The organism is Polaribacter sejongensis (assembly GCF_038024065.1).
Lineage (GTDB): Bacteria > Bacteroidota > Bacteroidia > Flavobacteriales > Flavobacteriaceae > Polaribacter > Polaribacter sejongensis.
On the sequence record NZ_CP150667.1, the window covers coordinates 1290520 to 1316362 of the forward strand.

The window sequence follows — 25843 nt, forward strand, 5'->3', positions numbered from 1 at the left end:
AGTTTAACTCTTTGCTTTTTTTATTGCTTGTAATATATCTTCAATTAGATCTTCTGACTCTTCAATACCTACAGAAAAACGAATTAATCCATCTTTAATTCCTCTTGACAAACGTTCTTCTTCACTTAATAAAGCGTGTGTTGTTTGCACCGGACTTACCGTTGTACTTTCTAAACCTGCTAAACTCATTGATGGTTTTATCAATTGTAAATGATTCTGAAATTTCATGGCATCAATTCCTGCTGATAATTCAAAAGACATCATTGCACCAAAACCTTTCATTTGCTTTTTAGCCAACGCATACTGCGGATGACTTTTTAATCCTGGATAATAAACGGTATCAATATCTGTATTACTTTCTAAAAACTCCGCCATTTTTTTCGCATTTTTAGTCTGTTCTTTTACACGTAAATTCAATGTTTTTAAACTTCTTTCTAACAACCAAACGGTTTGATCACTTAAATTCCCTCCAAAATTGATGGCAGTTTTCCATATTTTCTCAATATGCTCTGTAGTTGCGGCAATGGCTCCTGCAGAAATATCAGAATGTCCTCCCATATATTTAGTAGCAGAATGCAACATAATATCAATTCCGAAATCTATAGGATTCTGATTAATAGGCGATGCAAACGTATTGTCTATCATGGTTAAAATTCCGTTTTCTTTTGCCAAGTCAGCAATTGCTTTCATGTCTGTAATACCTAACAAAGGATTAGAAGGCGTCTCTATATATAAAACTTTGGTATTTTCTTTTATTAAAGGTTTAAAATCTTCTACTTTATCAGATTCTGTAAATGAATACTCAATTCCGAATTTATCAAATTCTGATACAATAAAATTATAGGTTCCTCCGTAAATTACTTGCTGTATAACTACATGGTCTCCTTTTTGTAAAAAAGCAAATAAGGCCGCAGAAATAGCCGCCATACCAGAACCAAAAATTAAAGCATCCTCCGTTTTTTCTAATGCAGCAATCTTCTTGTGCAACATTTCTTGATTAGGAGTATTAAAATAACGCGGATAACGTTTTACATCTACCCCATCAAAAGCATAAGAAGTAGAAGTATATATTGGAGAAACTGCTCCTTTATATTGTTCGTCTTTAACTTCACCAACATGCACACAAGTCGTGTTTATTCCTAGTTTCTTAGATTCTTTCATTTCTATAATTATTTTATGATTGCTAATTTAGTAATTCCTTATGCAATCCACTAAAAAAAACAATATCTTCGTTTTATGATATCTGTATTACTCGTTGGAACTGGAAATGTAGCCACTCATTTATATACTGCTTTTTTAAAAGCTGATACTATTGCTATTACGCAAATTAGTTCTAGAAAATTAGAAAATATCCCAGAAGCAGATCTTACAATTATTGCTGTTTCAGACGATGCAATTGCTGAAGTTTCTTCTAAAACAAATAACAAGTTTGTAGTACACACCTCCGGTGGATGCGCTATTGATGAGTTAAAAAATAAAAATAATAAAGGTGTTTTTTACATGCTACAAACTTTCTCGAAAGGAAAAGAAGTCAATTTTAATGACGTTCCTTTTTGCTTAGAAGCCACCAATAAAAAAGACCAACAATTACTTGATGCAGTTGCAAAATCGATAGGACAAAAAATTTACAAAGTAGATTCAGAACAAAGAAAGGCATTGCATGTTGCCGCTGTCTTTGTAAACAACTTTACCAATCACCTTTATAAAATTGGGAATGATATTTGTACAGAAAATAAAGTCCCTTTTGAGGTTTTGCTTCCTTTAATTAAAGAAACTGCTTCTAAAATTGAATCTTTATCACCAGATAAAGCACAAACAGGACCTGCGGTAAGAAAAGATAAAAAAACAATAAAAAATCATTTAGATTTGTTGAATCTAAATCAACAAGAAATCTACCAACTTTTAACAAAATCAATTCAAAATTCGGTTGATTAAATTTATTTAAAACAAAAAATGTCACTTTTAGCAACGTCTAAAAGTTTTATAAAACATAAATATGGAAATTAGTTACAAACAATTATTACCACAAATAAATACTTTAATTTTTGATGTAGACGGTGTACTTACCAACGGTATGGTTACAATTATGCCCGATGGAGAATTAGTAAGACACATGAATATTAAAGATGGTTATGCTTTAAAAACAGCAGTAGATAAAGGCTTAAATGTTTGTATTATTTCTGGAGGAAAAAACGAAGGAGTTAGAACTCGTTTAGCCAACTTAGGTATAAAAGACATCTATTTAGGCGCTCACGATAAAATTAAGCAATACAACGAATTGGTAGAAAAGTACAATTTAAAACCAGAAAATGTGTTGTATATGGGAGACGATATTCCTGATTATCCTGTAATGAAATTAGTTGGAATGCCTTGTTGCCCAAATGATGCAGCACCAGAAATACAAGCTGTTTCTAAATATATTTCTTACAAAAAAGGTGGCGAAGGTTGCGTAAGAGATGTTATTGAACAAATTTTACGTGTTCAAGGAAAATGGGAAAATAATTTTAATGCAAAATATGACTAAATGTATATTTGTTAAATTTAAAATGATAACTTACAAACCATTAAAATAAATTAGACCTCGCTTATCGATGTCTTTATAAAACAATAAAAACATGAAAAAATCGCTTTTTACATTCGTACTATTAATTATTTCTTTTTCTATGAGTTCACAAACCATTTTTGGAAAATGGAATTCTAAAAATGATGAAACAGGTAAAGTTGACTCTGTTGTAGAAATCTATGAAAAAGACGGAAAAGCCTTTGCGAAAATAATAGACATAAAAAATCCTGACAGAAAAACTGCTGTTTGTAGTTTATGTGAAGGAGAAAATAAAGACAAGCCTATTTTAGGTTTAAATATTTTATCTGGTTTAGAAAAAGATGGTGACGAATGGTCTGGAGGTACTATTTTAGATCCAAGGAACGGTAAAGTATACAAAAGTTATGTTGAATTAGTTAAACCAAATAAATTGAAAGTTCGTGGATATATTGGCCTTTCATTATTCGGTAAAACTACTTACTGGGAAAGAGCTATATAAATTATAATTTCAGTTTTTTTTCAAAATTTCACTAAATTACTATGGAGAACATCCATTTTACAATTGAAAATAAAAGTCTTTCCGCTAAAAGTTCTTTGGTAGAAAACATTTTAAAGGGGACACATAGTTTCCCTAATTTAAAAAACAAAAAAGGACTTTTATTTTCAAATTCTATTTTAGACATCTTTATAGACGAAGAAGCAAAGCACGACACGCAAATCTTAACAAGTAAAGAAAATAGAAGCATAAGAACCTTGTCTAGTGGTGAACAAAAAAAGGCTTTACTAAACTATTTACTGCAACAAAAACCAGACTTTCTTATTTTAGACAGTCCTTTTGAAAGTTTAGATATTGCTTCTGTTTCTAACTTAAAAGAAGATCTTATTGCATTATCTTCAGAAATTATTTTAATTCAGCTTTTTAATAGAAAAGAAGAGATTTTACCAATAATAACACACGTTTTAGAAATTGAGAATGATGAGATTATTGAGAATGTTCCTATAAAAAAATATAATTTTAAAGAAACTAACTTCGAGTTTAAGGGAGAAGTTCCTAAACCGATTACCTTTTACAAAAACATACCAAACCAACTTATATCCTTACAAAATGTAAATGTTGAATATGATGAAAGATCTATTTTAAAAGACATTAATTGGACCATCAATAAAAATGAATTTTGGCATTTAATTGGTCCTAATGGCTCTGGAAAAACCACCATTTTATCCATGATTTATGGAAATAATGTAAAAGCTTTTAGACAAGAAGTCTATTTATTTGGCAAGAAAAAAGGATCTGGAGAAAGTGTTTGGGAAATAAAAGAGAAAATAGGCTATTTTAGTCCTGCTATTTTAGAATTATTCAAAAGAAAAATTAGCATTTCACAAATGGTACTTTCTGGATTTTTTGATAGCGTAGGCTTATACCAAACTCCTACTACACTTCAAATTAAAATAGCAGATGATTGGCTTGAATTATTAAATTTAAAAAACAAAAGAAACACCTCTTTTCAAGATCTTACTACCGCAACTCAAAGATTGGTTTTAATAGCAAGAGCCATGATAAAGCATCCGCCATTATTAATTTTAGACGAACCATTAATCAACCTTGATAACCAAGGAACAGCTATTGTGGTTGCTTTAATTAATAAAATTGTAAAAGAAAGCGACACCACCATACTATTTGTATCTCATAGAGAAGTAGAAAACTTAAATCCTAACTTTATTTATGAACTAACACCTAGTAAAAATGGCTCCACAGGTAAAATAAAAGAAAATAGTTAGTTTTTCTCTTCTAACATTGGTACAAAAGCAAAATCTCCTAACTCGTGTTTTTCGAATTCTGTGGCAGATTTTCTAATAAACAAAGTCATTATTTGTGTTTGGTCTCCAACTGGAATCAATAACCTACCTCCCACTTTTAATTGAGACAATAAAGGCTTTGGTACAAAAGGAGCACCTGCAGTCACTATAATTTTATCGAATGGCGCTTCTACTTTTAAGCCAATATATCCATCTCCAAAAATAAATCGTTTTGGATTATATCCTAACTTAGGCAAAAACAAAGACGTTTTCTTAAATAATTCACGTTGTCTTTCTATAGAATATACTTCTGCTTTTAACTCTAATAAAACAGCGGTTTGGTACCCTGAACCAGTACCGATTTCTAACACTTTTTCACCCGGTTCTACTTGTAATGTTTGCGATTGAAAAGCCACTGTATAAGGCATAGAAATAGTTTGCTCTGCTGCAATAGGAAAAGCTTTGTCTTGATACGCATGAGACTCAAAACTACTATCAATAAATAGATGACGTGGAATTTTACGTACTGCATTCAATACATTTTTATCAATAATCCCTTTTGCGTTTAGTACTTTAGCAAGTTGGTTTCTAAGGCCTTGGTGTTTAGAAGTATCTTTCAATTTTTATAAATTTCTGGAGTCTAAAAATAGTAATTAATCCATATACATAAGCATAAAATTGTATCTTTGTTTTTGGCTGATTTTTAAATCAGTAAAACTAAACTAATGTCCTTATAATGAGCATCGTTGCTGTAAAGCAAGTAAACTAAAATAACAACGATACAAAAGAGTTATTTTACTTTGTTCTAAAAGACTAAAAATATAATATATGCTTAAAGTAGGAGTATTAGGTGCTGGGCACTTAGGAAAAATTCATTTACGATTATTACAACAATCAGACAAATACAACTTAATAGGTTTTTTCGACCCTTCTAAGGAAAACGCAGCAAGTGTTGCAGAAGAATTTGGCTACACCGCTTTTGATTCTGTAGAAGCTTTAATAGATGCTGTGGAAGTTGTAGATATTGTAACACCTACTTTATCTCATTTTGATTGCGCTAAATCTGCTATCGAAAAAGGACGTCATATTTTTATTGAAAAACCCATTACAAAAACTGTTTTAGAAGCGGAAGCTTTAAAAACCTTGGCAAGTCAATTTCATGTCTTAGGACAAGTTGGACATGTAGAGCGTTTTAACCCAGCCTTTACAGCCGTAAAAGATCAAATTGAAAACCCAATGTTTATTGAATGCCATCGTTTGGCAGAATTTAACCCAAGAGGTACAGATGTGCCTGTAGTGTTAGATTTAATGATTCATGATATTGATATTATTCTTTCCGTTGTAAAATCTACCGTAAAAAGTGTACACGCGAGTGGTGTCGCTGTTATTTCTGAAACTCCAGATATTGCAAATGCAAGAATTGAATTCGAAAACGGATGTGTCGCTAATTTAACTGCAAGTAGAATTTCTATGAAAAACATGCGTAAATCTCGCTTTTTTCAAAAGGATGCCTATATTTCTGTTAACTTTTTAAGCAAGGAATCTGAAGTTGTTAGAATGAAAGATGTACCTGCAAACCCAGATGAATTTGCAATGATTTTACAAAATGCAGAAGGTGTTAAGAAACAGATTTATTTCGAGAATCCTGAAGTAGAAAATAACAATGCTATTTTAGATGAATTAGAATCTTTTGCTGGTTCAATAAAAAGCAATACATCTCCTGTAGTAAGTCTAAGACAAGGAACAGAAGCATTAAAAGTTGCACAAATGATTATTGATTGTTTTTAATCGCAGAGCGATAGTCTATTATTTTATTTACCTAAGTGTGGCTTGAAATGAAAAGATTTGTCACGGAAGCATACCTTTTCATTTTGGGTCTAGATTGTTGATTTAAAATAACAAGGAACCTATATTTACTTTAAAAAAGCGAATAGTTTTTTGAATAAGTAATGAAGTTTACAAATAATTGCGTTAGGGATTGAGCGGTTTGTTTGAGCTCTTTTAAGGCACGAAAAAAGCGAGTAGTGAAAACCTGTTAAAACGCCCAAATAAAATAGAATATACATGAAAAACATAGCTATTATTGGAGCTGGAACCATGGGAAATGGAATTGCTCACACCTTTGCTCAGTTTAATTATAACGTAAGTTTAATAGACATTTCTGAAGCTTCTTTAGAGAAAGGAATGAATACCATTGCTAAAAATTTAGATAGAATGGTGGCCAAAGAAAAAATTTCTGAAGCCGATAAAACTCAAACATTAAAAAATATTAGCACTTTTACATCTATTAAAGACGTAGTTAAAAATGCAGATTTAGTAGTGGAAGCTGCTACTGAAAATGCTGTTTTAAAAGCAAAAATTTTTAAAGAATTAGATGAAACCTGTAGTGAAAACACCATTTTAGCAACCAATACTTCTTCTATTTCCATAACGCAAATTGCAGCAGCAACTAACAGGGCTGATAAGGTTATTGGAATGCATTTTATGAATCCGGTGCCGATTATGAAATTGGTGGAAATTATTAGGGGTTACAATACTTCTAATGACGTGATGGAAACCATTGTTTCGCTTTCTAAAAAGATTAGTAAAACTCCGGTGGAAGTAAATGATTACCCTGGTTTTGTGGCAAACAGAATTTTAATGCCAATGATTAACGAATCTATTGAAACGTTATATAATAATGTTGCCGGAGTAGAAGAAATTGACACGGTAATGAAACTTGGTATGGCGCACCCAATGGGACCTTTACAATTGGCAGATTTTATTGGTTTAGATGTTTGTTTGTCTATTATGAATGTTTTATACGATGGTTTTAAAAACCCTAAATACGCTCCTTGTCCGTTATTAGTAAACATGGTAATGGCAGGTAAATTAGGTGTAAAATCTGGTGAAGGTTTTTATGATTATTCAGAAAGCAGAAAGGCAGAAAAAGTTGCTAAAATGTTTTCATAATCTCTATTTTCTAGAGTAATAACTTTCTATAAATGCACAAAAAGTACTATCTATTTTTCTTATTCTTTATACTGATATACGCTGTAAAAGCACAAGAAAATAAAAAAGGAATTCTAAACATTAAAAAGGTAGGGGTTTTATATAATACTGTAAATGCTAAAAACTTTATATTTGAAGATGAAGATTATAAATACACTTCAAAGACCTTAAAGTTACAAGCTTTTTACAACTTAGGAAAATGGAGGTCTTTTGATTTTGAATTGATTGTTCAACCGCAAATACAGGTTATAAAACATCAATTATTAAACTCCTATTTCGTATTACCTTCAGAAGAAAATTTTGAGGATAAAATAATTGAATTTACAACGCCTAAAACAATGCATTTATATGCATTTGAATTGGGCTTTGTGATAAAGAGAGAGATTGTTAAAAACTTAGATTTTCAGTTTACAGCAGGTCTAGGCGTAGCAACTATAGACACCAGAACAGAACGTTTGGCAAAAGGTTTTACATTTTTAGAAAATGCTTCTCTAGGATTCTCTTATAAAACTACTAAAAAAACAGCTTTATATATTGGAAGTAATATAGGACACATTTCTAACCTTGATTTTCAGTCTCCAAATAATGGATATACTTTTTTAGGGTTTGAAGTTGGTGTTTCTTATGTGCTAGATTAAAGGCTATACTTAAAATAAAATTCCTATTAGAACCTGAAATGAATTTCAGGTTCTAATAGGAATTGATTATTGAGGTAATATGATGCTGAAACAAGTTCAGCATGACAAGTTTTACTTATTTACCCAACCAAGAATTCAACATCCAGATAGTTTTTTCTTGCTCTGCAATAAAATCACTCATCATAGAGTTTGTACCTTCGTCATTTGCCTCATCTGAAGATTCTAGTATCGTTCTTTCGTTTTTTAATAATTCTGAAAGTGAGTTAACAACCAACTCTACACCTTCTACATCATTAGAAATATTTTTTCCAACAGGAACTGTTGCCAAGTTTATATAATCTGTAAAAGTATGTAATGGCTTACCTTGTAATGTTAAAATACGTTCTGCAATCTCATCTATTTTTACTTGAGAATCTGTATAAAACTCTTCAAACTTTACATGTAATTCAAAGAAGTTTTTACCTTTTATATTCCAGTGCAATCCTCTTAAATTCTGATAATAAATTTGAAAATTTGCTAACAAACCGTTTAATTCATCTACTAAATTTGCAGTTTCTTTTTTATCTAATCCTAATATTGACTTGTTCATGATATTGTTTTTTTTTGATACATCAAATTTATGAGAAATTTAACCAGATAATGCATCATTATAATTGATAGTTTTAATATCTTTATCAAAAAATTTTATACATAATGACTATTACCCAATTAAAATATGTTTTATCTGTTGCAGAATACCAAAATTTCACGGTCGCCGCAGAGCACAGCTTTGTAACACAACCAACGCTGAGTATGCAAATTCAAAAATTGGAGGACGAATTAGGTGTTAAGATATTTAATAGATCTAAGAAACCAATTGAGCTAACTGAAGTTGGTAAAAAAATCGTAGAACAGGCAAAAGTAATTGTAGATGAAAGCAATAGAATTTTAGATATTGTTCATCAACAAAAAGGATATATAGGAGGCGAATTTAAATTAGGAATTATTCCTACAATCATGCCTACACTATTGCCAATGTTTTTACAAAACTTCACTAAAAAGTATCCGAAAGTAAAGTTGATTATTGAAGAATTAACTACGGAAGAAATCATAAGAAAATTAACTGATGGACACATCGATGCAGGTCTTGCTGCGACTCCGCTAGAAAATGAAGCGATAAAAGAAAGACCTTTATATTATGAGCCTTTTGTTGGGTTGATACCACAGAACCATAGATTATCTAAAAACAAAACCATTACTGCAGAAGAGTTAGAAATGGAAGATATCTTATTACTAGAAGACGGACATTGTTTTAAAGATAGCATCATTAATTTATGCAGCACTAGAAAAGTAGATAATAAAAAAGGATTCCAATTAGAAAGTGGAAGTTTTGACACTTTAATTAAACTATCTAAAGAAGGATTAGGAATGACATTGCTACCTTACCTACACACTTTAGACTTAAATGATGAAGATAAAAGTCATTTAAGAGAATTTACAACACCTCCTCCAGCGAGAGAAGTGAGTTTAATTTATCATAAATCTCAATTGAAAATGCAATTAATTGAAGCTCTAAAGAAAACAATAGATGGTGTTGTTAGAGGTGCCATTTCTTTTTCTGATGTAAAGATTATTAGTCCGTTACAGAAGAAATAAATAGTATTAAACACCATGGCAAATACTAACTGAATCTAACAAATTAGCATAAATGAAAATAGGGAATATTGATTGTAATAGAATTGATTCTCGAATAAAGATTGTTAAATCAATTTTTAAACCTTTTCAAAAGCAATTGAATAAAATCACAAGACTATGTGAGGATGATTCTTTTGATTATTGGGATACTATTTATGCAGATGACACAGAACACTTAGTTGGAACAGCTTTTATAGTCCTACAAAATTATATAAATAGTAGTATTTCCGATTTATATCCTGAAATGAAAAAACTGCATTTAAAGTATTCGATAGGCGAAAAAGTTCAAGGAAATTCTAAAATAACAAAAATAGAATTAATTATTACTTTAGCTAATTACTATAAACATAGAGATTTACCAAGTGAGTTACATAAAAACACGACTAGACCGCTTGACGATTTAAACATTGAGTATAAAGAAATTTACGATATCAATAATAATAATTTTCATCATAGAATAGGTTCAAATTCACCTGTTTTTAATGGATTCAGTATGTTATCTGAAAAATGGGATTTTAATGATCTATTTCAAATTATAGAAGAATGGCGTGAAAACCTATGGATTACAGAACAAAAAAAAGGAAGCTAAAATAGCTTCCTTTTTTTATGTAAAAATATTTCTTTAAACTTTAAGAATACATTTTATCTCTTAATTCTTTAATTTTTGGATCTGATAAATAATCATCAAAAGTAGAATATCTATCAATTACACCTTTTGGCGTTAACTCAATAACTCTATTCGCAACTGTTTGTGCAAACTCATGATCATGTGTTGTAAACAAGATCGTTCCTTTAAAATTGATCAATGAATTATTTAAAGCTTGTATCGATTCTAGATCTAAGTGATTTGTTGGCTCATCTAAAACTAACACATTTCCTCTCTTCATCATCATTCTAGAAAGCATACAACGTACTTTTTCTCCTCCAGAAAGCACGTTACTTTTCTTTAAAGCTTCTTCTCCAGAAAAAATCATTTTCCCTAAGAAACCTCTTAAAAAAACTTCTTCACGTTCTTCTTCTGTTTGCGCATATTGTCTTAACCAATCTACTAAATTTAATTCTCCGTCTTGGAAAAAAGAAGAATTATCTAACGGTAAGTATGACTGTGTTGTTGTAACTCCCCAATCAAATTTACCAGCATCTGCCTTTTCATTATCAGTAATAATTTGATAAAAAGCAGTTACAGCTCTAGAGTTTCTAGAAATTACCGCAATTTTATCACCTTTATTTAAGTTGATATGTACATCATCAAATAATTTATCTCCTTCAAAGTTTTTAGATAAACCTTCTACATTTAAAATCTGATCTCCAGCTTCTCTATCTCTATCAAAAATAATAGCAGGATAACGTCTACTAGATGGTTTAATTTCATCTACATTTAATTTCTCGATCATTTTTTTACGAGAGGTAGCTTGTTTAGATTTAGCCATGTTTGCAGAAAAACGACGGATAAACTCTTCCAATTCCTTTTTCTTTTCTTCTGCCTTTTTATTTTGTTGTGCTCTTTGTCTTGTAGCTAACTGGCTAGACTCATACCAAAATGTATAATTACCAGAATAGTTGTTTATTTTACTATAATCGATATCAGAAATATGTGTACAAACTGCATCTAAAAAGTGTCTATCATGCGAAACTACAATTACACAGTTGTCAAAGTTTGCAATAAAGTTTTCTAACCAAGAAATAGTTTCAAAATCTAAATCGTTGGTAGGTTCATCCATGATTAATACATCTGGATTTCCAAAAAGTGCTTGTGCAATTAATACACGTACCTTTTGTTTACCATCTAAATCTTTCATTTCTGCATAATGCAAATCCTCAGAAATACCTAAGTTAGATAACATTGCTGCAGCATCAGAATCTGCATTCCAACCATTCATCTCTTCAAAAATTATTTGAAGCTCACCAATCTTCTCTGCATTTTCATCTGTATAATCTGCATACAAATCATCAATTTGCTTTTTAATCTTAAACAGCTCTTTGTTCCCCATTACCACTGTCTCTAAAACTGGGAATTCATCAAAGGCATAATGATCTTGCGTTAGCACAGACATTCTTTTACCTTTTTCTAAATGAACTTGCCCAGAAGTTGGCTCTTGAACACCTGAAATAATTTTTAAGAAAGTGGATTTTCCTGCTCCGTTTGCGCCAATAATTCCATAACAGTTTCCTGTTTGAAATTTAGTATTAACATCATCAAACAAAATTCGTTTTCCGAATTGAACAGATAAATTAGAAACTGATAACATACTCTATTATTTTTAATTTTGTGCAAAAGTACAAATTTGATTTATCTTTTACCCCTTGATTTAAAACGGTTTTCAATAAATTATAATTTGGTTTTTATGACCAATTTAAGAACTATTTTAACAATGAATTAACAACAATAGCCTACATGAATACCTAACTTTGTTATAAAGAATAGATCCATAGTGTACATGATTAAAAATCTACTTCATATAATTTTATTAATTACAATTACCGCCTTTGTAGGCTGTACTTCTAATTCTAAAAATACAGCAACTTATTTTGGTGGTAAGATTATAAACCCAAAATCTAAATATGTTGTGTTATTTTCTATGGAAAAAGTAATAGATACTTTGTTCCTTAATAAAGACAATAGATTTTTAGGGAAATTAGAAAATGCCAATGAAGGTTTGTACTATTTTGCACATGGTAATGAAAACCAATTTATCTACTTAGAACAACAAGATAGCTTAATGCTGCGCTTAAACACCTGGGACTTTGATGAATCTATTGTGTATGCAGGTAAAGGTGCAGAAAGAAATAACATTTTAATAGATTGCTTTTTACAAGAAGAAAGAGACAATAAAATGTTTTACAAATTAAATCAATTAACGCCTGATAAATTTATTAAAAAGACAGATTCTTTACTGGTTTTAAAAGATAAAACATTTAAAGAATACGCCATGAACCATCCAGGAGAAACAAAAGGGTTTAACCGCGTTTTAAATGTGGCACTTACCTACCCTATATTTTCTAGAATAGAAAAATATCCTATTGCGCACCTAAGATATAAGCATAAAAAAGACTTTCATAAAGTGAACAAGTCCTTTTATAAGCATAGAGCATCTGCAGGTGTGAATAATGATTCTTTAATGTATTATCAACCTTACTCTAAATACGTTAGAAATTTTTTATATAACAGCACATATTCTTTAGGCCATAAACCAATGACTAATGAATATTCTTCTGACTTTACAGTCGATTTATTAAAAACAATAGACAAGAATATTACATCTGATGCTTCTAAGAATGCTATTCTAAAGCAAACAGTTATTAGTCATTTTTATAAAAAATCTAGTTGCAACGTAAATAAAGAAGCTTTTGAAACTTATTTTAAACTAAGCACAAATACTAAAGACAAAGAACATGTAAAACTATTGCTATTAGATAGTGAAGAATTACATAAAGATCAAGAGTTGGTCGATTTTACCATCACAGATTTAACGAACGACACTTATTCTATAAAAGAGATTACAAAAAACAAAAATACGTTTCTATTGTTCTGGAATCCAGAGAATACAACACCAATGTATATCTCATCTAGAATTAATTATTTAAGTAGACAATTTCCGGATGTACAATTTATTCAAATAAAAATTGATGGAAGTGCACAAGATCGAATAGAGCAATTAGATATTAAAAATCAATTTTTTATTACAGAAGACAGTGAAGCCAATAAGTTCTTAACCAGTAAAATGACAAGATCTATTATCATTAATAAAGAAGGAATTATTACAAATGGTTTTGCTTCTATTTCTTCTAAAAAATTATATTCTGATTTAAAAAAGCTAAGAGATCACTAATTTATTTCGATAATCTAAAAATTAGTTGTACATTTGCACGATTTTTATTCTGAGTCTAACTCATTAATAATCAGGTCGAATTTATAATCGGGTTTGCAGGTGGGCGTTCTGTGAATCCAAAAAAACACAGTAATGTCAACATTTTTAGAATTAGGTTTAAAAGAACCGATTAACAGAGCATTGACGGATTTAGGTTACGAAAAACCTACCGTAATTCAGGAAAAAGCAATTCCACAAATTATTTCATCTACAGACGATTTAAAAGCATTTGCACAAACAGGTACAGGTAAAACTGCTGCTTTTAGTTTGCCAATATTAGAGCTTTTAGATACAAGCAGTAAAAACGTACAAGCAATTATTTTATCACCAACAAGAGAACTTGCAGTTCAGATTGGTAATAATATTAAAGACTTTTGTAAATATTTACCAGATGTTAAAGTAGCTACCGTATATGGTGGTTCTAGTATGGAAGATCAAATTAGATCTTTAAAAAGAGGTGCACAAATAGTAGTTGGAACTCCAGGTAGAACTGTAGATTTAATTAATAGAAGAGCTTTAAAATTAGGAAACGTTCAATGGTTAGTCTTAGACGAAGCTGATGAAATGTTAAACATGGGTTTTAAAGACGAATTAGATAAAGTTTTAGAAGCTACTCCAGAAACAAAACAAACGTTATTGTTTTCTGCAACTTTTCCAAGAGAAGTAGAAGCAATTGCGAAAAACTACATGACTAAGCCAGTAGAAATTACTTCTGGTGAAAAGAACGCAGGTTCAGACAATGTAAGTCACGAGTTTTATGCAGTTACTGAAAGAACTCGTTACCCTGCTTTAAAAAGAATTGCAGATTTAAACCCTGATATTTATGCAATTATCTTTTGTAGAACTCGTAGAGAAACACAAGAGGTTGCAGACAATTTAATAAAAGATGGTTACAGTGCAGATGCTTTACACGGAGATTTATCTCAAGCGCAAAGAGATTCTGTAATGGGTAAATTCCGTAAGAAAACAATTCAAATATTAGTAGCTACAGATGTTGCTGCTCGTGGATTGGATGTAACGGAATTAACACACGTAATAAATCATAAATTACCAGACCAGATAGAAAACTACACACACAGAAGTGGTAGAACTGGTAGAGCTGGTAATAAAGGTATTTCTATTGTTTTAGTTAACGGTAAAGAAAAAGGGAAATTACGCCAGATTGAAAGAATCATTAAGAAGAAATTCTTAGAAGGTAAAGTTCCATCTGGAAAAGAAATTGTTCAGAATCAATTAATGAATTTAATTGATAAAGTTCAAAATACGGAAGTAAATGAATCTGAAATGGAGGAATTTTTACCAAGTATTTATAAAAAACTAGAATCTTTAGATAGAGAAGAGTTAATCAAGAAATTTGTTTCTTTAGAATTTAATACGATGTTAAAGTATTATGAAAACTCTAAAGATTTAAATGATTTATCTTCTAGAGATAACTCTAGAGCTAGAATGGAGAATGAAAACATGACCCGTTTCTTTATCAATATTGGTAGAAAAGACAACTTAAACCCAGGTAAATTAATTGGTTTAATTAATGACCAAAACATTGGAGATAAGATTGAAATTGGTTCTATAGATATTTTAGACACTTTCTCTTTCTTTGAACTTGATAAAAATTTCGAAGACCAAACATTAGAAGCTTTTGCTAGCAATCAACCAGATTTTGACGGACGCTCTGTAAATATAGAGATTACTAAGAAAGAACGTTCTGGTGGTGGACGAAGAGGTGGTAAAAAACCTTTCGGTAAAAAAGAAGGAGGCGGTTTTGGAAGACGTAGAGGTTCTGAAGGTTCATCTAGAGGAGATTCTTCTAGTAGAGGAAGATCTGACAGACGTTCTTCTGATAGACCAGACAGATCAGATAGAAGTTCTGGAAGTGGTTCTGGAGAAAGAAGATCTTCTGGCGGTTTTGGAAGAAAACGTAGAGAAAGTTAAATAGTATTAAACTATATATACAAACCTCATCATTTTAAAATGATGAGGTTTTTTTATGCCTAAAAATTTAACATTATTTAAAACCATTATATAGAAAGACGCTTACCTGAATGATCACTTAAATTCAATTAATTTCCTTAATATTTCAAATTCATTTGGTAACTTATATACGAAACCGATTTCTTAGATTTTTAAAGAATATGATAAATGTTATAGATATATTTTTCTTTCATAACCTACATTTGTAAAGATATTAATCAACTTAAAATAAATTAAAATCATGAACAGGTTTGTAGCCATTATCGTAATTTTTGCACTGATAAGTATAACATCTTGTAAATCTGATAAAACAGAGACACATACAAAAGAACACCAACCACATTGGAGCTATGATGGAGAAACTTCTCCTGAACATTGGGTAGAAATAGAAAAAAATTCTGATTGCGATGGTAATAGGCAATCTCCTATTAATATTATAGATATTGATACAAAACCTACACAACAAAAAGATACTCTGTTAAAAGTATTATATACCCCAAAAACAGCATTAAAACAAGTTACTAATAACGGACATTCTATTCAGTTTGATTTTGAAGCTGGAGATTCTATACAATATCACGGAGAGATCTATCACCTATCTCAATTGCATTTTCATGAGCCTTCTGAACATACCATAAACGGTATACGCTATCCCTTAGAAATTCACTTAGTACACAAAAGTAAATCTAACGCGTATACAGTTATGAGTGTTTTAGCTAAAGAAGGTGCAAAAAGTCAGTTATTTGAATTCTTTGAAAGCTTTTTACCTATAAAAGTAAATACAACTAAAGAGATTAACCAATCCTCAGACCTAACAACCTTATTTCCAAAAAACAAAAACTTTTATACTTATGGTGGTTCTCTAACAACACCTCCATGTACAGAAAATGTAAATTGGATTATTTTTAAAGAACCTATTATTGTTTCTGTTGATGAAGTTTTAAAATTAAAGAACAATATGCCAAAAAACAATTATAGAAATGAGCAACCATTAAATAACAGAGAAGTATCTATAAATACGTTTCAATAAAATTTTAAATATTTTAGAAACCTGATAAATATCATATAATGCTTTCTAAACAATATATAATTTAGGTGTTCTAATAAAGAATTTATTGAAAAATAGGATCTATTTTTTTAATTCTTTTTAGATTAAAGTGTTGCAATCTCTATCATATATGATCCCTAAATCATTTGAGACTGTTTCACTTTTTATTTTTTTTCCATATAATTATCAATATGAATTATTCCCTAATTCTGAAAAGGTTTTACAACTTTATGAAAAATAAAAATTAGAGATCCAAACTTCTAAACACAAAAAACCGAGCTATAAAGCTCGGTTTTTTATAATATCTAAAAAGATAAAAAATTACACCATAGAAGCTGCAATCTTTTTATAAGTACCGTTTTCTAACAATTCTCTAATTGCAGAAAATGCAGTAATTGTTTCGTCTATATCTTCTTGTGTATGTGTTGTAGTTGGAATTAATCTTAAAATAATTAATCCTTTTGGTATTACAGGATATACAACAATAGAACAAAAAATTCCGTGGTTTTCACGTAAATCATTTACCATAGCCATTGCTTCTGGTATATCACCTTTTAAAAATACTGGTGTAATACATGTTTGTGTAGTTCCTAAATCGAAACCTGCATCACGTAAACCAGATTGTAAAGCATTTGTGTTTCTCCACAAAGTTTCTTTTAATTCTGGCATTGTACGTAACATATCTAAACGTTTTAATGCTCCTTTTACCATTGCCATTGGCAACGATTTAGCAAACATTTGAGAACGCATATTGTATTGTAAATACTGTATTACTTCTTTATTACCTGCAAAGAAAGCTCCAATACCAGCCATAGATTTTGCAAACGTTGCAAAATAAACATCTATTTCATCTTGTACTCCTTGCTCTACTCCTGTTCCTTTACCGTCTTTACCTAAGGTACCAAAACCATGAGCATCATCTACTAAAAGTCTAAAATTATATTCTTTTTTAAAGGCAACAATTTCTCTTAAACGACCTTGCTCTCCACGCATTCCAAAAACACCTTCAGAAATCACTAAGATTCCACCGCCTGTTTTCTCTGCCATTCTTTGAGCACGCTTAATGTTTTTCTCAAAACTTTCCATGTCGTTATGCTTGTAAACAAAACGTTTACCAGCATGCAAACGAACACCATCTATAATACACGCATGTGTATCCATGTCATAGACAATAATATCGTTTTTAGTTACTAAAGCATCAATAGCAGACACCATACCTTGGTATCCAAAGTTCACCAAATATGCAGCGTCTTTTTCAACAAATTCTGCACACTCTTTTTCTAATTGTTCATGAAATTCTGTATGTCCAGACATCATTCTGGCACCCATTGGGTAAGCCATACCATGTTCTGCAGCTGCAGCACCATCTACCTTTAAAACTTCAGGATGATTAGCCAAACCTAAATAATCGTTGATACTCCAAGTAACAACTTTCTTACCATTAAAAGACATTCTGTTAGAGATTGGTCCTTCTAACTTAGGAAAAACATAATAGCCTTCTGCTTGTTTTGCCCATTTACCTAAGGGACCTTTATCTGCTTCTATTCTTTCAAATAAATCTTTCGCCATGTGCTCTATTTTATTATTGTTATTCGAAACGCAAAGGAACTGCTTTTTTTGCAGTTAATCAAATTGCGTTTATTTCTATTCTTTTTACAAAAATTTGTTTTCTTTCATCCAATCATCGCTATAAATTTTATTCATATAACGAGATCCATGATCTGCAAAAATTAACACTACAAAACTATCTTCATTAAACATATCTTTTGCAGCATATTGTTTGGTGGCTTGCATAACAGCTCCACTTGTATATCCTGGAAAAATACCTTCTTTTCTAACAATGTTTCTAGCCTCTAAAGCAGCTTCTTTATCAGATACTTTTTCATAGATATCTATCACATCAAAATCGGTAGCCGTAGGAATTAAGTTTTTACCCAACCCTTCAATTTTATACGGACTTACTTCATTTAAATCTAACTCTCTAGTTTCGTGATATTTCTTTAATACAGAACCTATTGCATCAACACCTAAAACCTTAATATTCGGGTTTTGTTCTTTTAAATATTTCCCAGAACCAGATATTGTACCTCCTGTACCACTTGCAACCACTAAATGTGTGATTTTACCTCCTGTTTGTTCCCAAATTTCTGGTCCAGTTGTTCTATAATGTGCCTCTGTATTTAGCTCATTAAAGTACTGATTTATATAAACTGAATTCTTTGTTTTTTTATGTATTGCTTTCGCTACTTCATAATAAGATCTTGGGTCTTCTGGTGCTACGTTTGCTGGACAAACATGTACCTCTGCTCCCATAGATTTTAGTAAATCAATTTTATCTTTAGAAGATTTATCACTTACTGCTAATATACATTTATACCCTTTAACAATACTTATCATTGCCAAACTAAAACCAGTATTCCCCGAAGTAGTTTCTACAATGGTAGCTCCCTTTTTAAGGATGCCTTTTTTCTCTGCATTTTGTACAATGTGTAAAGCAATTCTATCTTTAGCTGAATGACCCGGATTAAAAGCTTCGAACTTTGCGTAATAGGCACCAGGTAGATTTTTGGTAATCTTATGAAGTTTAATTAGTGGGGTTTCACCTACTAAATCTAATATTGAATTGGTAATTCCTTTGTTTCTCGTCATTCTCTCACTGTTCTCAAAGTAAATGTCATTACGATTTTGCGCTACGTATTTATCTTTTATTGCTAAAAATAGCTTCGTTACGCTCGCAATGACACTTATATGATCTTTGATTCTTGCAGCAAAAGTACGGTTAATCCTTAAATACTGAAACTGTTTTTAATACTTAATTTATTTGGTATCTAATTTATCTTCTAATGCTAAAAAGAAAGAATACATTTTAGCTGTTTCTTTTAAAGCATCAAAACGCCCCGAAGCACCTCCGTGTCCTGCTTCCATATTTGTTTCTAATAACAGTAAATTGTTGTCTGTTTTTAACTCACGTAATTTTGCAACCCACTTTGCTGGCTCCCAATATTGTACTTGAGAATCATGAAAACCTGTAGTAACTAAAATATTCGGGTAGTCTTTTGCTTTTACTTGGTCATAAGGTGAATACGATTTTATATAATCGTAATATTCTTTGTCGTTTGGATTTCCCCATTCGTCATATTCTCCCGTAGTAAGTGGAATGCTATCATCTAACATCGTAGAAATTACATCTACAAAAGGTACAGAAGCAATAATTCCGTTATACAATTCTGGATTCATATTTACAATAGCTCCCATTAACAAACCTCCTGCAGAACCTCCCATAGCGTATAAATGTTCTGGTGATGTGTAGTTGTTATCAATTAAATACTGAGAACAATCGATAAAATCATTAAAAGTATTTTTCTTATTCAACATTTTACCGTCTTCATACCATTCTCTTCCTAGGTATTCGCTACCGCGGATGTGCGCCAACGCATACACAAAACCTCTATCTAATAAACTTAAACGAGTGGTAGAAAAACTATCTGGAATGGTGTATCCGTAAGAACCATATGCATATTGCAATACCGGTGTATTATTATTTAGCTCTGTATCTTTATGATAAACCAAAGAAATAGCTACCTTTTTACCATCTCTAGCACTTGCCCAAACACGTCTACTAACGTAGTTTTCTTTGTTGAATTTACCTCCTAAAACTTCTTGTTCCTTTTTAACCTCTTTAGATTGATCTTTCATATTAAAATCAATCACAGAACTTGGAGTTGTAAAAGAATTGTATGAATAACGAATTACATCAGTATCAAAATCTGGATTAGCATACACGCCTACAGAATAAGTTTCCTCATTAAAAGGTAAGTAGTAATCTTTTGTTTCATCCCAACGCTTAATACGTATTTTATTTAAGCCATTAGTACGCTCTTCTAAAACTAAATAGTCTTTAAATATTGAAAAATCTTCTAATAAAGTATCATCTCTATGCGGAATTACATCTACCCAATTCTCTTTGGTAGTATTTGTAATTGGAGTTTTCATCAACTTAAAGTTGATAGCATTATCTTTATTGGTTAACAAGTAAAAATAATCTCCAAAATGCGCAACACTATATTCTAAATCTCTTTCTCTAGGTTGTAGCATTGTAAATGCTCCTGTTGGATTGTCTGCATCTAAATACTGTGCTTCTGTAGAGATTGTATTGTAAGAACCAATAATAATGTATTTATCAGATTTAGATTTGGTTACATACGTACCAAATGTATCATCATCTTCATGAAAAACTTCCACATCTTCAGAGGTTGGTGTACCTAAAACATGTCTAAAAACCTTTTCACTTCTTAACGTTTCTGGGTTCTTTTTGGTGTAAAAAATAGTTTTATTATCGTTTGCCCAAACAGAGCCACCTGTTGTATTTTCTATAATATCTTTATAAATTTCGCCAGTTTCTAAGTTTTTAATTCTTAAAAAATACTGTCTTCTACTTACTGTGTCTGTTGCAAAAACGGCTAATTTATTATCCGAAGAAATATTTAAACCTCCTAATTGATAATAATCGAAATCTTTAGCCATTTCGTTTACATTAAAAAGCACTTCTTCGTCTGCTTCTAAATTTTCCTTTTTACGGCTATAAATTGGGTATTGGTTCCCTATTTCATAACGCGTAATATAATAATAACCGTTGTCTTTATAAGGTACAGAAGAATCGTCTTCTTTTATTCTACCTTTCATTTCTTCGAATAATTCTTCTTGAAACGGTTTTGTATATGCAGTTACCTCATTATAATAGGTATTTTCCTCTTCTAAATAATTTACTACTTTTTCAGTTTGAGTGTCTTTATCTATGGCGTTTTTTTGCTCATCAGACAAACGCATCCAAAAATAATTATCTATTCTAACATCTCCGTGTTTTTCTAACTTAGTAGGCTGTTTTTCTGCTACTGGAGTTTTTGCATCTGTACTTTTCATGGTCTCATTTTTACAAGCGGTTGCAAATGTAAGGCTTAATACAACGAAAGGAATAACTATTTTTCTCATTTTTGGTTGATTTAAATTCTTATAAAAATACTAAATTTGTAACAAACTTAAATTTTAATAAAAAAATATGTTAGGAGACTTATCAGGAATGATGAATAAGCTTAAAGAAGCTCAGCAAAAAGTAGAAGAAACAAAAACAAGATTAAATTCTGTTTTAGTAGATGAAGTAGCCGCAGATGGTAAACTAAAAATAACTTTAACAGCAAACAGAGAAATTAAATCTATTTCTATAGATAATTCTTTGTTAGAAGATCCCGAAGAATTAGAAGACTATTTAATTCTTGCTTTAAATAAAGCCATCGAAAAAGCAACCAAAATTAATGATGCAGAAATGGCTGTTGCCGCTAAAAGCGGAATGCCAAACATACCAGGAATGGACATGTTTAAATAATTACAGATGTTTTTAAGTACAAATGATTATTTACTGCCTTGTTTAAATAAATCTCTTTTCGGGATAGATTGCCCAGGTTGCGGAATTCAGAGGGCATTTATGCTGCTTACAAAAGGAGACTTTGTAGCTGCATTTAAAATGTATCCTGCAATTTACACGTTACTATTATTTGGTCTATTTATATTGATAACCTTTAAATTTAGGTTTAAAAACAAGCAAAAAATAATTATATCTTTTGCAACCATAAACGTGCTTGTTATTGTAATTAGTTACTGTATTAAAATGAAACCTTTATTTACACTTTAAAAAAAATCAATGGAAAAACAAAATTTACCCAATGCAACCACTTCTTTAGTACTTGGTATTTTATCTTTGGTAACTTGTATTTGTTACGGAATTATAGGACTGCCTTTAGGTATTATCGCTTTAGTTTTAGGTAACAAAGCTATAAAAGAATACAATTTAAACCCAGAGAACTACAATAGCGTTGGTAACGCTACTGCAGGGAAAATAACAGGAATTATTGGTATCATCTTAAACGCAATTTTTTTATTGGTAATTGTATGGTTCTTTTACCAAATAGGTTTAGCAACTTTAGAAGACCCAGCCTTATTAGAACAAAGAATAAATGAGATCTTTGGGCAATAATACCAATATATAGTAAACTACTAATACTGTAATTCTTACCAAGAGTTACAGTATTTTTTTTCAATTCATTCATATTTAACGTTATATAAACACATTAAAGAGTGTCTAAATTGTATTTTTGCTGTTGATATTTAATCAACTTAAAAAAATGACAAATACCGAAAAAAAGAAGAAGTCTTTAGTCTCAAAAATTCTTAAATGGGGTTCTATAACTGCTCTTGTATTGATAATAGCAGTAATTTCAATTCCCTTTCTGTTTAAAGATAAAATTGTAGTTATGGTAACCAATACCATTAATAACAATATAAACGCTACGGTAACTTTTAAAGAAGCAGACCTTAGTTTACTTAAACACTTTCCATTAATTAGTTTAACGGTAAACGATGTGGTTGTAGCTAATAAAGCACCGTTTGTTGGTGATACTTTATTCAATACAAAAGAATTAAGCTTATCTTTAAAACTAACAGAACTTTTTAAAAACTCTGAAGAAACGCTTTCAATAAAAAGTATTTCTACCAAAGAAGGAGATGTCAATATTATATTTGATAAAGAAGGAAATGGAAATTTTGATATAGCAATAGCTTCCGAAGAAACGCCTACAACAAGTAGCGAAAGTACTTTTTCTTTAAACATTGAAGACTATGAGTTAGAAGACATCAATTTTAATTACATAGACAGAGGTAGCAACACCAAAATGAGTTTAGATAGTATTTACCATTCTGGTGAAGGAAATTTTGCTGAAGATGTTTTTAACTTAGATACCCAAACAACAGGTTATTTATCTTTAGACCTAGACAAAACGAATTATTTAAGTAATGTAAAAATTTCTTTAGACGCCGTACTTGGTATCGATTTAAAAAACAGCAAATACACCTTTAAAGAAAATACAGGCTATATAAATCAATTGCCTTTAGAGTTTGATGGTTTTGTTCAATTAGTTGATGAAAACCAATTATATAACCTTAATTTTAAAACCCCAACCTCATCTTTTAAAAATGCATTGGCTTTATTACCTAAACAATATGCAGGTAATTTAGAATCTATTAAAACGGAAGGTAATTTTGAAGTAAATGGTGTGGTAAAAGGGACTTTATCAGAAACTACAATTCCTTCATTTAATATCGAAATTATTTCTAAAAACGCCTTGTTTAAATATGCCGATTTACCAAAATCTGTAACCAACATAAACATAGATACTAAAATTGTAAACAAAACAGGTTTTGTTAAAGACACCTATGTAAATATTGATCAATTCAACTTTAAAATTGATGATGACACCTTTGCTGCCAATGGAAATTTCAAAAACATTACCACCAATCCATATATTAATTTAACAGCAAAAGGAACTATTAACTTAGCTAATATTGGGAAAGTGTATCCTGTTGAATTAGAAAATGCCTTAGCAGGTGTTTTAAAGGCAGATATTACAACGAATTTTGATATGAATTCTGTTGAAAAAGAAAACTATCAAAATATTAAAAACGCTGGTGAAGTTACCGTAACTGATTTTAAATATGAAGGAGCTGATGTTGCCAACCCTTTTTACATCAACAAAACAAAAGTTACTTTTAACACCAACACCATTACACTAAATGAGTTTGATGCAAAAACAGGAACTTCCGATTTATCTATAAAAGGAAACCTAGACAATTTTTATGGTTTTATATTTAAAAATGATGTGCTAAAAGGAAACTTTACTTTAAACTCTAACAATCTTAAAGTAGCCGATTTTATTGCTGAAGATGCAACGCCACAAACCAATACAGAAACCAAAGAAACCAGTACTTCTCCTTTAAAAATTCCTGCATTTTTAGATGTTAAGTTTACAGCCAATGCAAAAAAAGTAGTGTATGATAATATAAACTTAACCAATGTTTCTGGTGATCTTTATATACATGATGAAACGGTTGATTTAAAAAACCTAAAAACGGATGTATTTGGAGGGAATATTGCTTTTGAAGGAAATGTTTCTACCCAAGGAAGTACCCCTAAATTTAAAATGGATTTAAACCTATCTAAATTAAATATTGGAGAATCTTTTGGTTCTTTAGAAATGTTAAAATCTATTGCTCCAATAGCAAAAGCAATTGAAGGAAAAATGAATTCTACAATTACTGTCTCTGGTGATTTAAATAAAGATATGACACCTAATCTAAAAACCATTACTGGAAATTTATTAGGACAGTTGTTAGACACTAAACTAAAAGCTAGTAATTCTAAAATGTTAACTACACTAACAGAAAAAGTAAGTTTTTTAGATATAAATAAACTAAACTTAAACGAAGCTACTGGTGCATTTTCTTTTAAAGATGGTAAAGTTACTGTAAAACCAATTCCTTTAAACTATCAAGATATTGGCTTAACAATTTCAGGGACACATGGTTTTGATCAATCTATGAATTATAACTTAGTTTTTGATGTTCCTGTAAAATATTTAGGTACAGATGTAACCAATATAATAGCTAAACTAACAGCTAAAGATGCTGCAAATATTAAAAGTATTCCTGTAAACGGAACATTAACGGGTAGTTTTAATAGTCCTAAATTTACTTCTAATATTAAAGATGCAACGGCAAACCTAGTTAAGGATTTGGTTGAAAAACAAAAAAATCAATTGATAAATCAAGGAAAAGATAAGTTGAAAGATTTAATAAGTGGTGACACTAAAAAGGATTCTACTAGCACAGAAACTGCAAAAGACAAGGTTACCGATAAAGTAAAAGATGTTTTAGGTGGTCTTTTTGGAAATAAAAAGAAAGATACTGTTAAGAAAAATTAATAAGGTTCTTCTAATTAATACAACAATTCTCATAAGCCATATCAAAAGGGTATTTCACGTTATTTAATAAACTGAAATATCCTTTTGTATGGTTTTATTATTTCCTGTATAGATACATCCTAAAGAACTTATTTAATATTAAATAGAAATCATAGTATGGCATCCATCTAAAAAAAAACTATTTACAATGATGTTTAGCTGGTTTATTCTATATAAATCAGTTTCGTTTATGAGAGATATTCAAAATCTATATTTTTATCATTTATAAAAAATATAACAACTAGACCACTAACCTAATAATTAGTAGACTTAGTAAAAAGCAAAGAATATTAAAAACCGTAAGTAATAGAAATTATGTTACGATTTAAACTTATTGTGTGATTAAAAATAGTTGTAAAGCTTTGTAAATAAAAAAGCAACTTATTTCTAAGTTGCTTTAAAAGTTTAAAATGGTGATAAAATATTTTGGGGGAAAATTAAACATTTTGGGGAATCACTTATTATGT

At 30.4% G+C, this 25843-nt stretch carries 23 protein-coding genes; 16 read left to right on the top strand and 7 right to left on the bottom strand.

The window, feature by feature from the left end; all coding sequences use genetic code 11:
* Nucleotides 1-3 precede the first annotated feature (3 nt).
* Entirely contained in the window at nucleotides 4-1161 is a 1158-nt protein-coding gene (locus WHD08_RS05350) for a trans-sulfuration enzyme family protein (protein ID WP_208888938.1), read from the bottom strand.
* A 75-nt stretch (nucleotides 1162-1236) separates the two neighbouring features.
* Here WHD08_RS05350 and WHD08_RS05355 point away from each other — a divergent pair, with 75 nt between their 5' ends.
* From WHD08_RS05355 to WHD08_RS05370, 4 genes are all read left to right on the top strand, one after another.
* The gene (locus tag WHD08_RS05355) at nucleotides 1237-1935 is read left to right on the top strand and encodes a Rossmann-like and DUF2520 domain-containing protein (protein WP_208888937.1); all 699 of its coding nucleotides are present in this window, start codon (nucleotides 1237-1239) and stop codon (nucleotides 1933-1935) included.
* Nucleotides 1936-1996: 61 nt separating this feature from the next.
* Nucleotides 1997-2524 (top strand): KdsC family phosphatase, encoded by a 528-nt coding sequence (locus tag WHD08_RS05360; protein WP_208888936.1) that lies wholly within the window; start codon nucleotides 1997-1999, stop codon nucleotides 2522-2524.
* A 91-nt stretch (nucleotides 2525-2615) separates the two neighbouring features.
* Entirely contained in the window at nucleotides 2616-3041 is a 426-nt protein-coding gene (locus WHD08_RS05365) for a DUF2147 domain-containing protein (protein ID WP_165730405.1), read from the top strand.
* Between the two features lie 41 nt (nucleotides 3042-3082).
* Entirely contained in the window at nucleotides 3083-4321 is a 1239-nt protein-coding gene (locus WHD08_RS05370) for an ATP-binding cassette domain-containing protein (RefSeq protein WP_208888935.1), read from the top strand.
* Here WHD08_RS05370 and WHD08_RS05375 read toward each other — a convergent pair.
* The gene (locus WHD08_RS05375; RefSeq protein ID WP_165730401.1) at nucleotides 4318-4959 is read right to left on the bottom strand and encodes a protein-L-isoaspartate(D-aspartate) O-methyltransferase; all 642 of its coding nucleotides are present in this window, start codon (nucleotides 4957-4959) and stop codon (nucleotides 4318-4320) included. The two genes, WHD08_RS05370 and WHD08_RS05375, sit on opposite strands and share 4 nt — an antisense overlap.
* Before the next feature lie 208 nt (nucleotides 4960-5167).
* Here WHD08_RS05375 and WHD08_RS05380 point away from each other — a divergent pair, with 208 nt between their 5' ends.
* The 3 genes from WHD08_RS05380 to WHD08_RS05390 all read left to right on the top strand — a co-directional run bounded on the left by WHD08_RS05380 (nucleotide 5168) and on the right by WHD08_RS05390 (nucleotide 7968).
* Entirely contained in the window at nucleotides 5168-6127 is a 960-nt protein-coding gene (locus tag WHD08_RS05380) for a Gfo/Idh/MocA family oxidoreductase (RefSeq protein WP_165730399.1), read from the top strand.
* Between the two features lie 276 nt (nucleotides 6128-6403).
* Entirely contained in the window at nucleotides 6404-7291 is an 888-nt protein-coding gene (locus WHD08_RS05385; protein WP_208888934.1) for a 3-hydroxybutyryl-CoA dehydrogenase, read from the top strand.
* A gap of 32 nt (nucleotides 7292-7323) precedes the next feature.
* A complete protein-coding gene (locus WHD08_RS05390; protein WP_244183243.1) occupies nucleotides 7324-7968 on the top strand; it encodes an acyloxyacyl hydrolase in 645 nt (214 codons plus the stop codon).
* Nucleotides 7969-8083: 115 nt separating this feature from the next.
* On the opposite strand, the gene WHD08_RS05395 is transcribed toward WHD08_RS05390, so the two are convergent.
* Nucleotides 8084-8557, bottom strand: coding sequence for a Dps family protein (locus tag WHD08_RS05395; RefSeq protein ID WP_165730395.1), 474 nt, complete (start codon nucleotides 8555-8557; stop codon nucleotides 8084-8086).
* 104 nt (nucleotides 8558-8661) lie between these two features.
* Between WHD08_RS05395 and WHD08_RS05400 the strand changes: the two genes are divergently transcribed.
* Together WHD08_RS05400 and WHD08_RS05405 are read left to right on the top strand one after the other, a co-directional pair.
* Nucleotides 8662-9603 (top strand): hydrogen peroxide-inducible genes activator, encoded by a 942-nt coding sequence (locus tag WHD08_RS05400; protein ID WP_208888933.1) that lies wholly within the window; start codon nucleotides 8662-8664, stop codon nucleotides 9601-9603.
* Between the two features lie 136 nt (nucleotides 9604-9739).
* Nucleotides 9740-10231 (top strand): hypothetical protein, encoded by a 492-nt coding sequence (locus tag WHD08_RS05405; RefSeq protein WP_208888932.1) that lies wholly within the window; start codon nucleotides 9740-9742, stop codon nucleotides 10229-10231.
* Nucleotides 10232-10271: 40 nt separating this feature from the next.
* Here WHD08_RS05405 and WHD08_RS05410 read toward each other — a convergent pair whose 3' ends face one another.
* Complete coding sequence (locus WHD08_RS05410; RefSeq protein WP_208888931.1) at nucleotides 10272-11891, bottom strand: ABC-F family ATP-binding cassette domain-containing protein; 1620 nt, start codon at nucleotides 11889-11891, stop codon at nucleotides 10272-10274.
* Between the two features lie 189 nt (nucleotides 11892-12080).
* Between WHD08_RS05410 and WHD08_RS05415 the strand changes: the two genes are divergently transcribed.
* The 3 genes from WHD08_RS05415 (at nucleotide 12081) to WHD08_RS05425 (ending at nucleotide 16512) form a co-directional block, all read left to right on the top strand.
* The gene (locus WHD08_RS05415; RefSeq protein WP_208888930.1) at nucleotides 12081-13472 is read left to right on the top strand and encodes a hypothetical protein; all 1392 of its coding nucleotides are present in this window, start codon (nucleotides 12081-12083) and stop codon (nucleotides 13470-13472) included.
* A gap of 132 nt (nucleotides 13473-13604) precedes the next feature.
* The gene (locus WHD08_RS05420) at nucleotides 13605-15443 is read left to right on the top strand and encodes a DEAD/DEAH box helicase (protein WP_208888929.1); all 1839 of its coding nucleotides are present in this window, start codon (nucleotides 13605-13607) and stop codon (nucleotides 15441-15443) included.
* A gap of 280 nt (nucleotides 15444-15723) precedes the next feature.
* Nucleotides 15724-16512: a carbonic anhydrase gene (locus WHD08_RS05425; RefSeq protein ID WP_208888928.1), complete on the top strand. Its 789-nt coding sequence runs from the start codon at nucleotides 15724-15726 to the stop codon at nucleotides 16510-16512.
* Between the two features lie 339 nt (nucleotides 16513-16851).
* On the opposite strand, the gene WHD08_RS05430 is transcribed toward WHD08_RS05425, so the two are convergent.
* The 3 genes from WHD08_RS05430 to WHD08_RS05440 all read right to left on the bottom strand — a co-directional run bounded on the left by WHD08_RS05430 (nucleotide 16852) and on the right by WHD08_RS05440 (nucleotide 21450).
* On the bottom strand, nucleotides 16852-18099 hold the full coding sequence (locus WHD08_RS05430; protein WP_165730386.1) for an aminotransferase class I/II-fold pyridoxal phosphate-dependent enzyme: 1248 nt from the start codon (nucleotides 18097-18099) through the stop codon (nucleotides 16852-16854).
* 84 nt (nucleotides 18100-18183) lie between these two features.
* Complete coding sequence (locus WHD08_RS05435) at nucleotides 18184-19179, bottom strand: PLP-dependent cysteine synthase family protein (RefSeq protein WP_208888927.1); 996 nt, start codon at nucleotides 19177-19179, stop codon at nucleotides 18184-18186.
* A gap of 168 nt (nucleotides 19180-19347) precedes the next feature.
* On the bottom strand, nucleotides 19348-21450 hold the full coding sequence (locus WHD08_RS05440) for a S9 family peptidase (RefSeq protein ID WP_244183347.1): 2103 nt from the start codon (nucleotides 21448-21450) through the stop codon (nucleotides 19348-19350).
* Nucleotides 21451-21586: 136 nt separating this feature from the next.
* On the opposite strand from WHD08_RS05440, the gene WHD08_RS05445 reads away from it, so the two are divergent.
* The 4 genes from WHD08_RS05445 (at nucleotide 21587) to WHD08_RS05460 (ending at nucleotide 25337) form a co-directional block, all read left to right on the top strand.
* Nucleotides 21587-21910: a YbaB/EbfC family nucleoid-associated protein gene (locus WHD08_RS05445; RefSeq protein ID WP_208888925.1), complete on the top strand. Its 324-nt coding sequence runs from the start codon at nucleotides 21587-21589 to the stop codon at nucleotides 21908-21910.
* 6 nt (nucleotides 21911-21916) lie between these two features.
* Nucleotides 21917-22216, top strand: coding sequence for a DUF2752 domain-containing protein (locus tag WHD08_RS05450; RefSeq protein ID WP_208888924.1), 300 nt, complete (start codon nucleotides 21917-21919; stop codon nucleotides 22214-22216).
* 9 nt (nucleotides 22217-22225) lie between these two features.
* The gene (locus tag WHD08_RS05455; RefSeq protein WP_165730378.1) at nucleotides 22226-22558 is read left to right on the top strand and encodes a CCC motif membrane protein; all 333 of its coding nucleotides are present in this window, start codon (nucleotides 22226-22228) and stop codon (nucleotides 22556-22558) included.
* 148 nt (nucleotides 22559-22706) lie between these two features.
* On the top strand, nucleotides 22707-25337 hold the full coding sequence (locus WHD08_RS05460; RefSeq protein ID WP_208888923.1) for an AsmA-like C-terminal region-containing protein: 2631 nt from the start codon (nucleotides 22707-22709) through the stop codon (nucleotides 25335-25337).
* The last annotated feature ends 506 nt before the right edge of the window (nucleotides 25338-25843 follow it).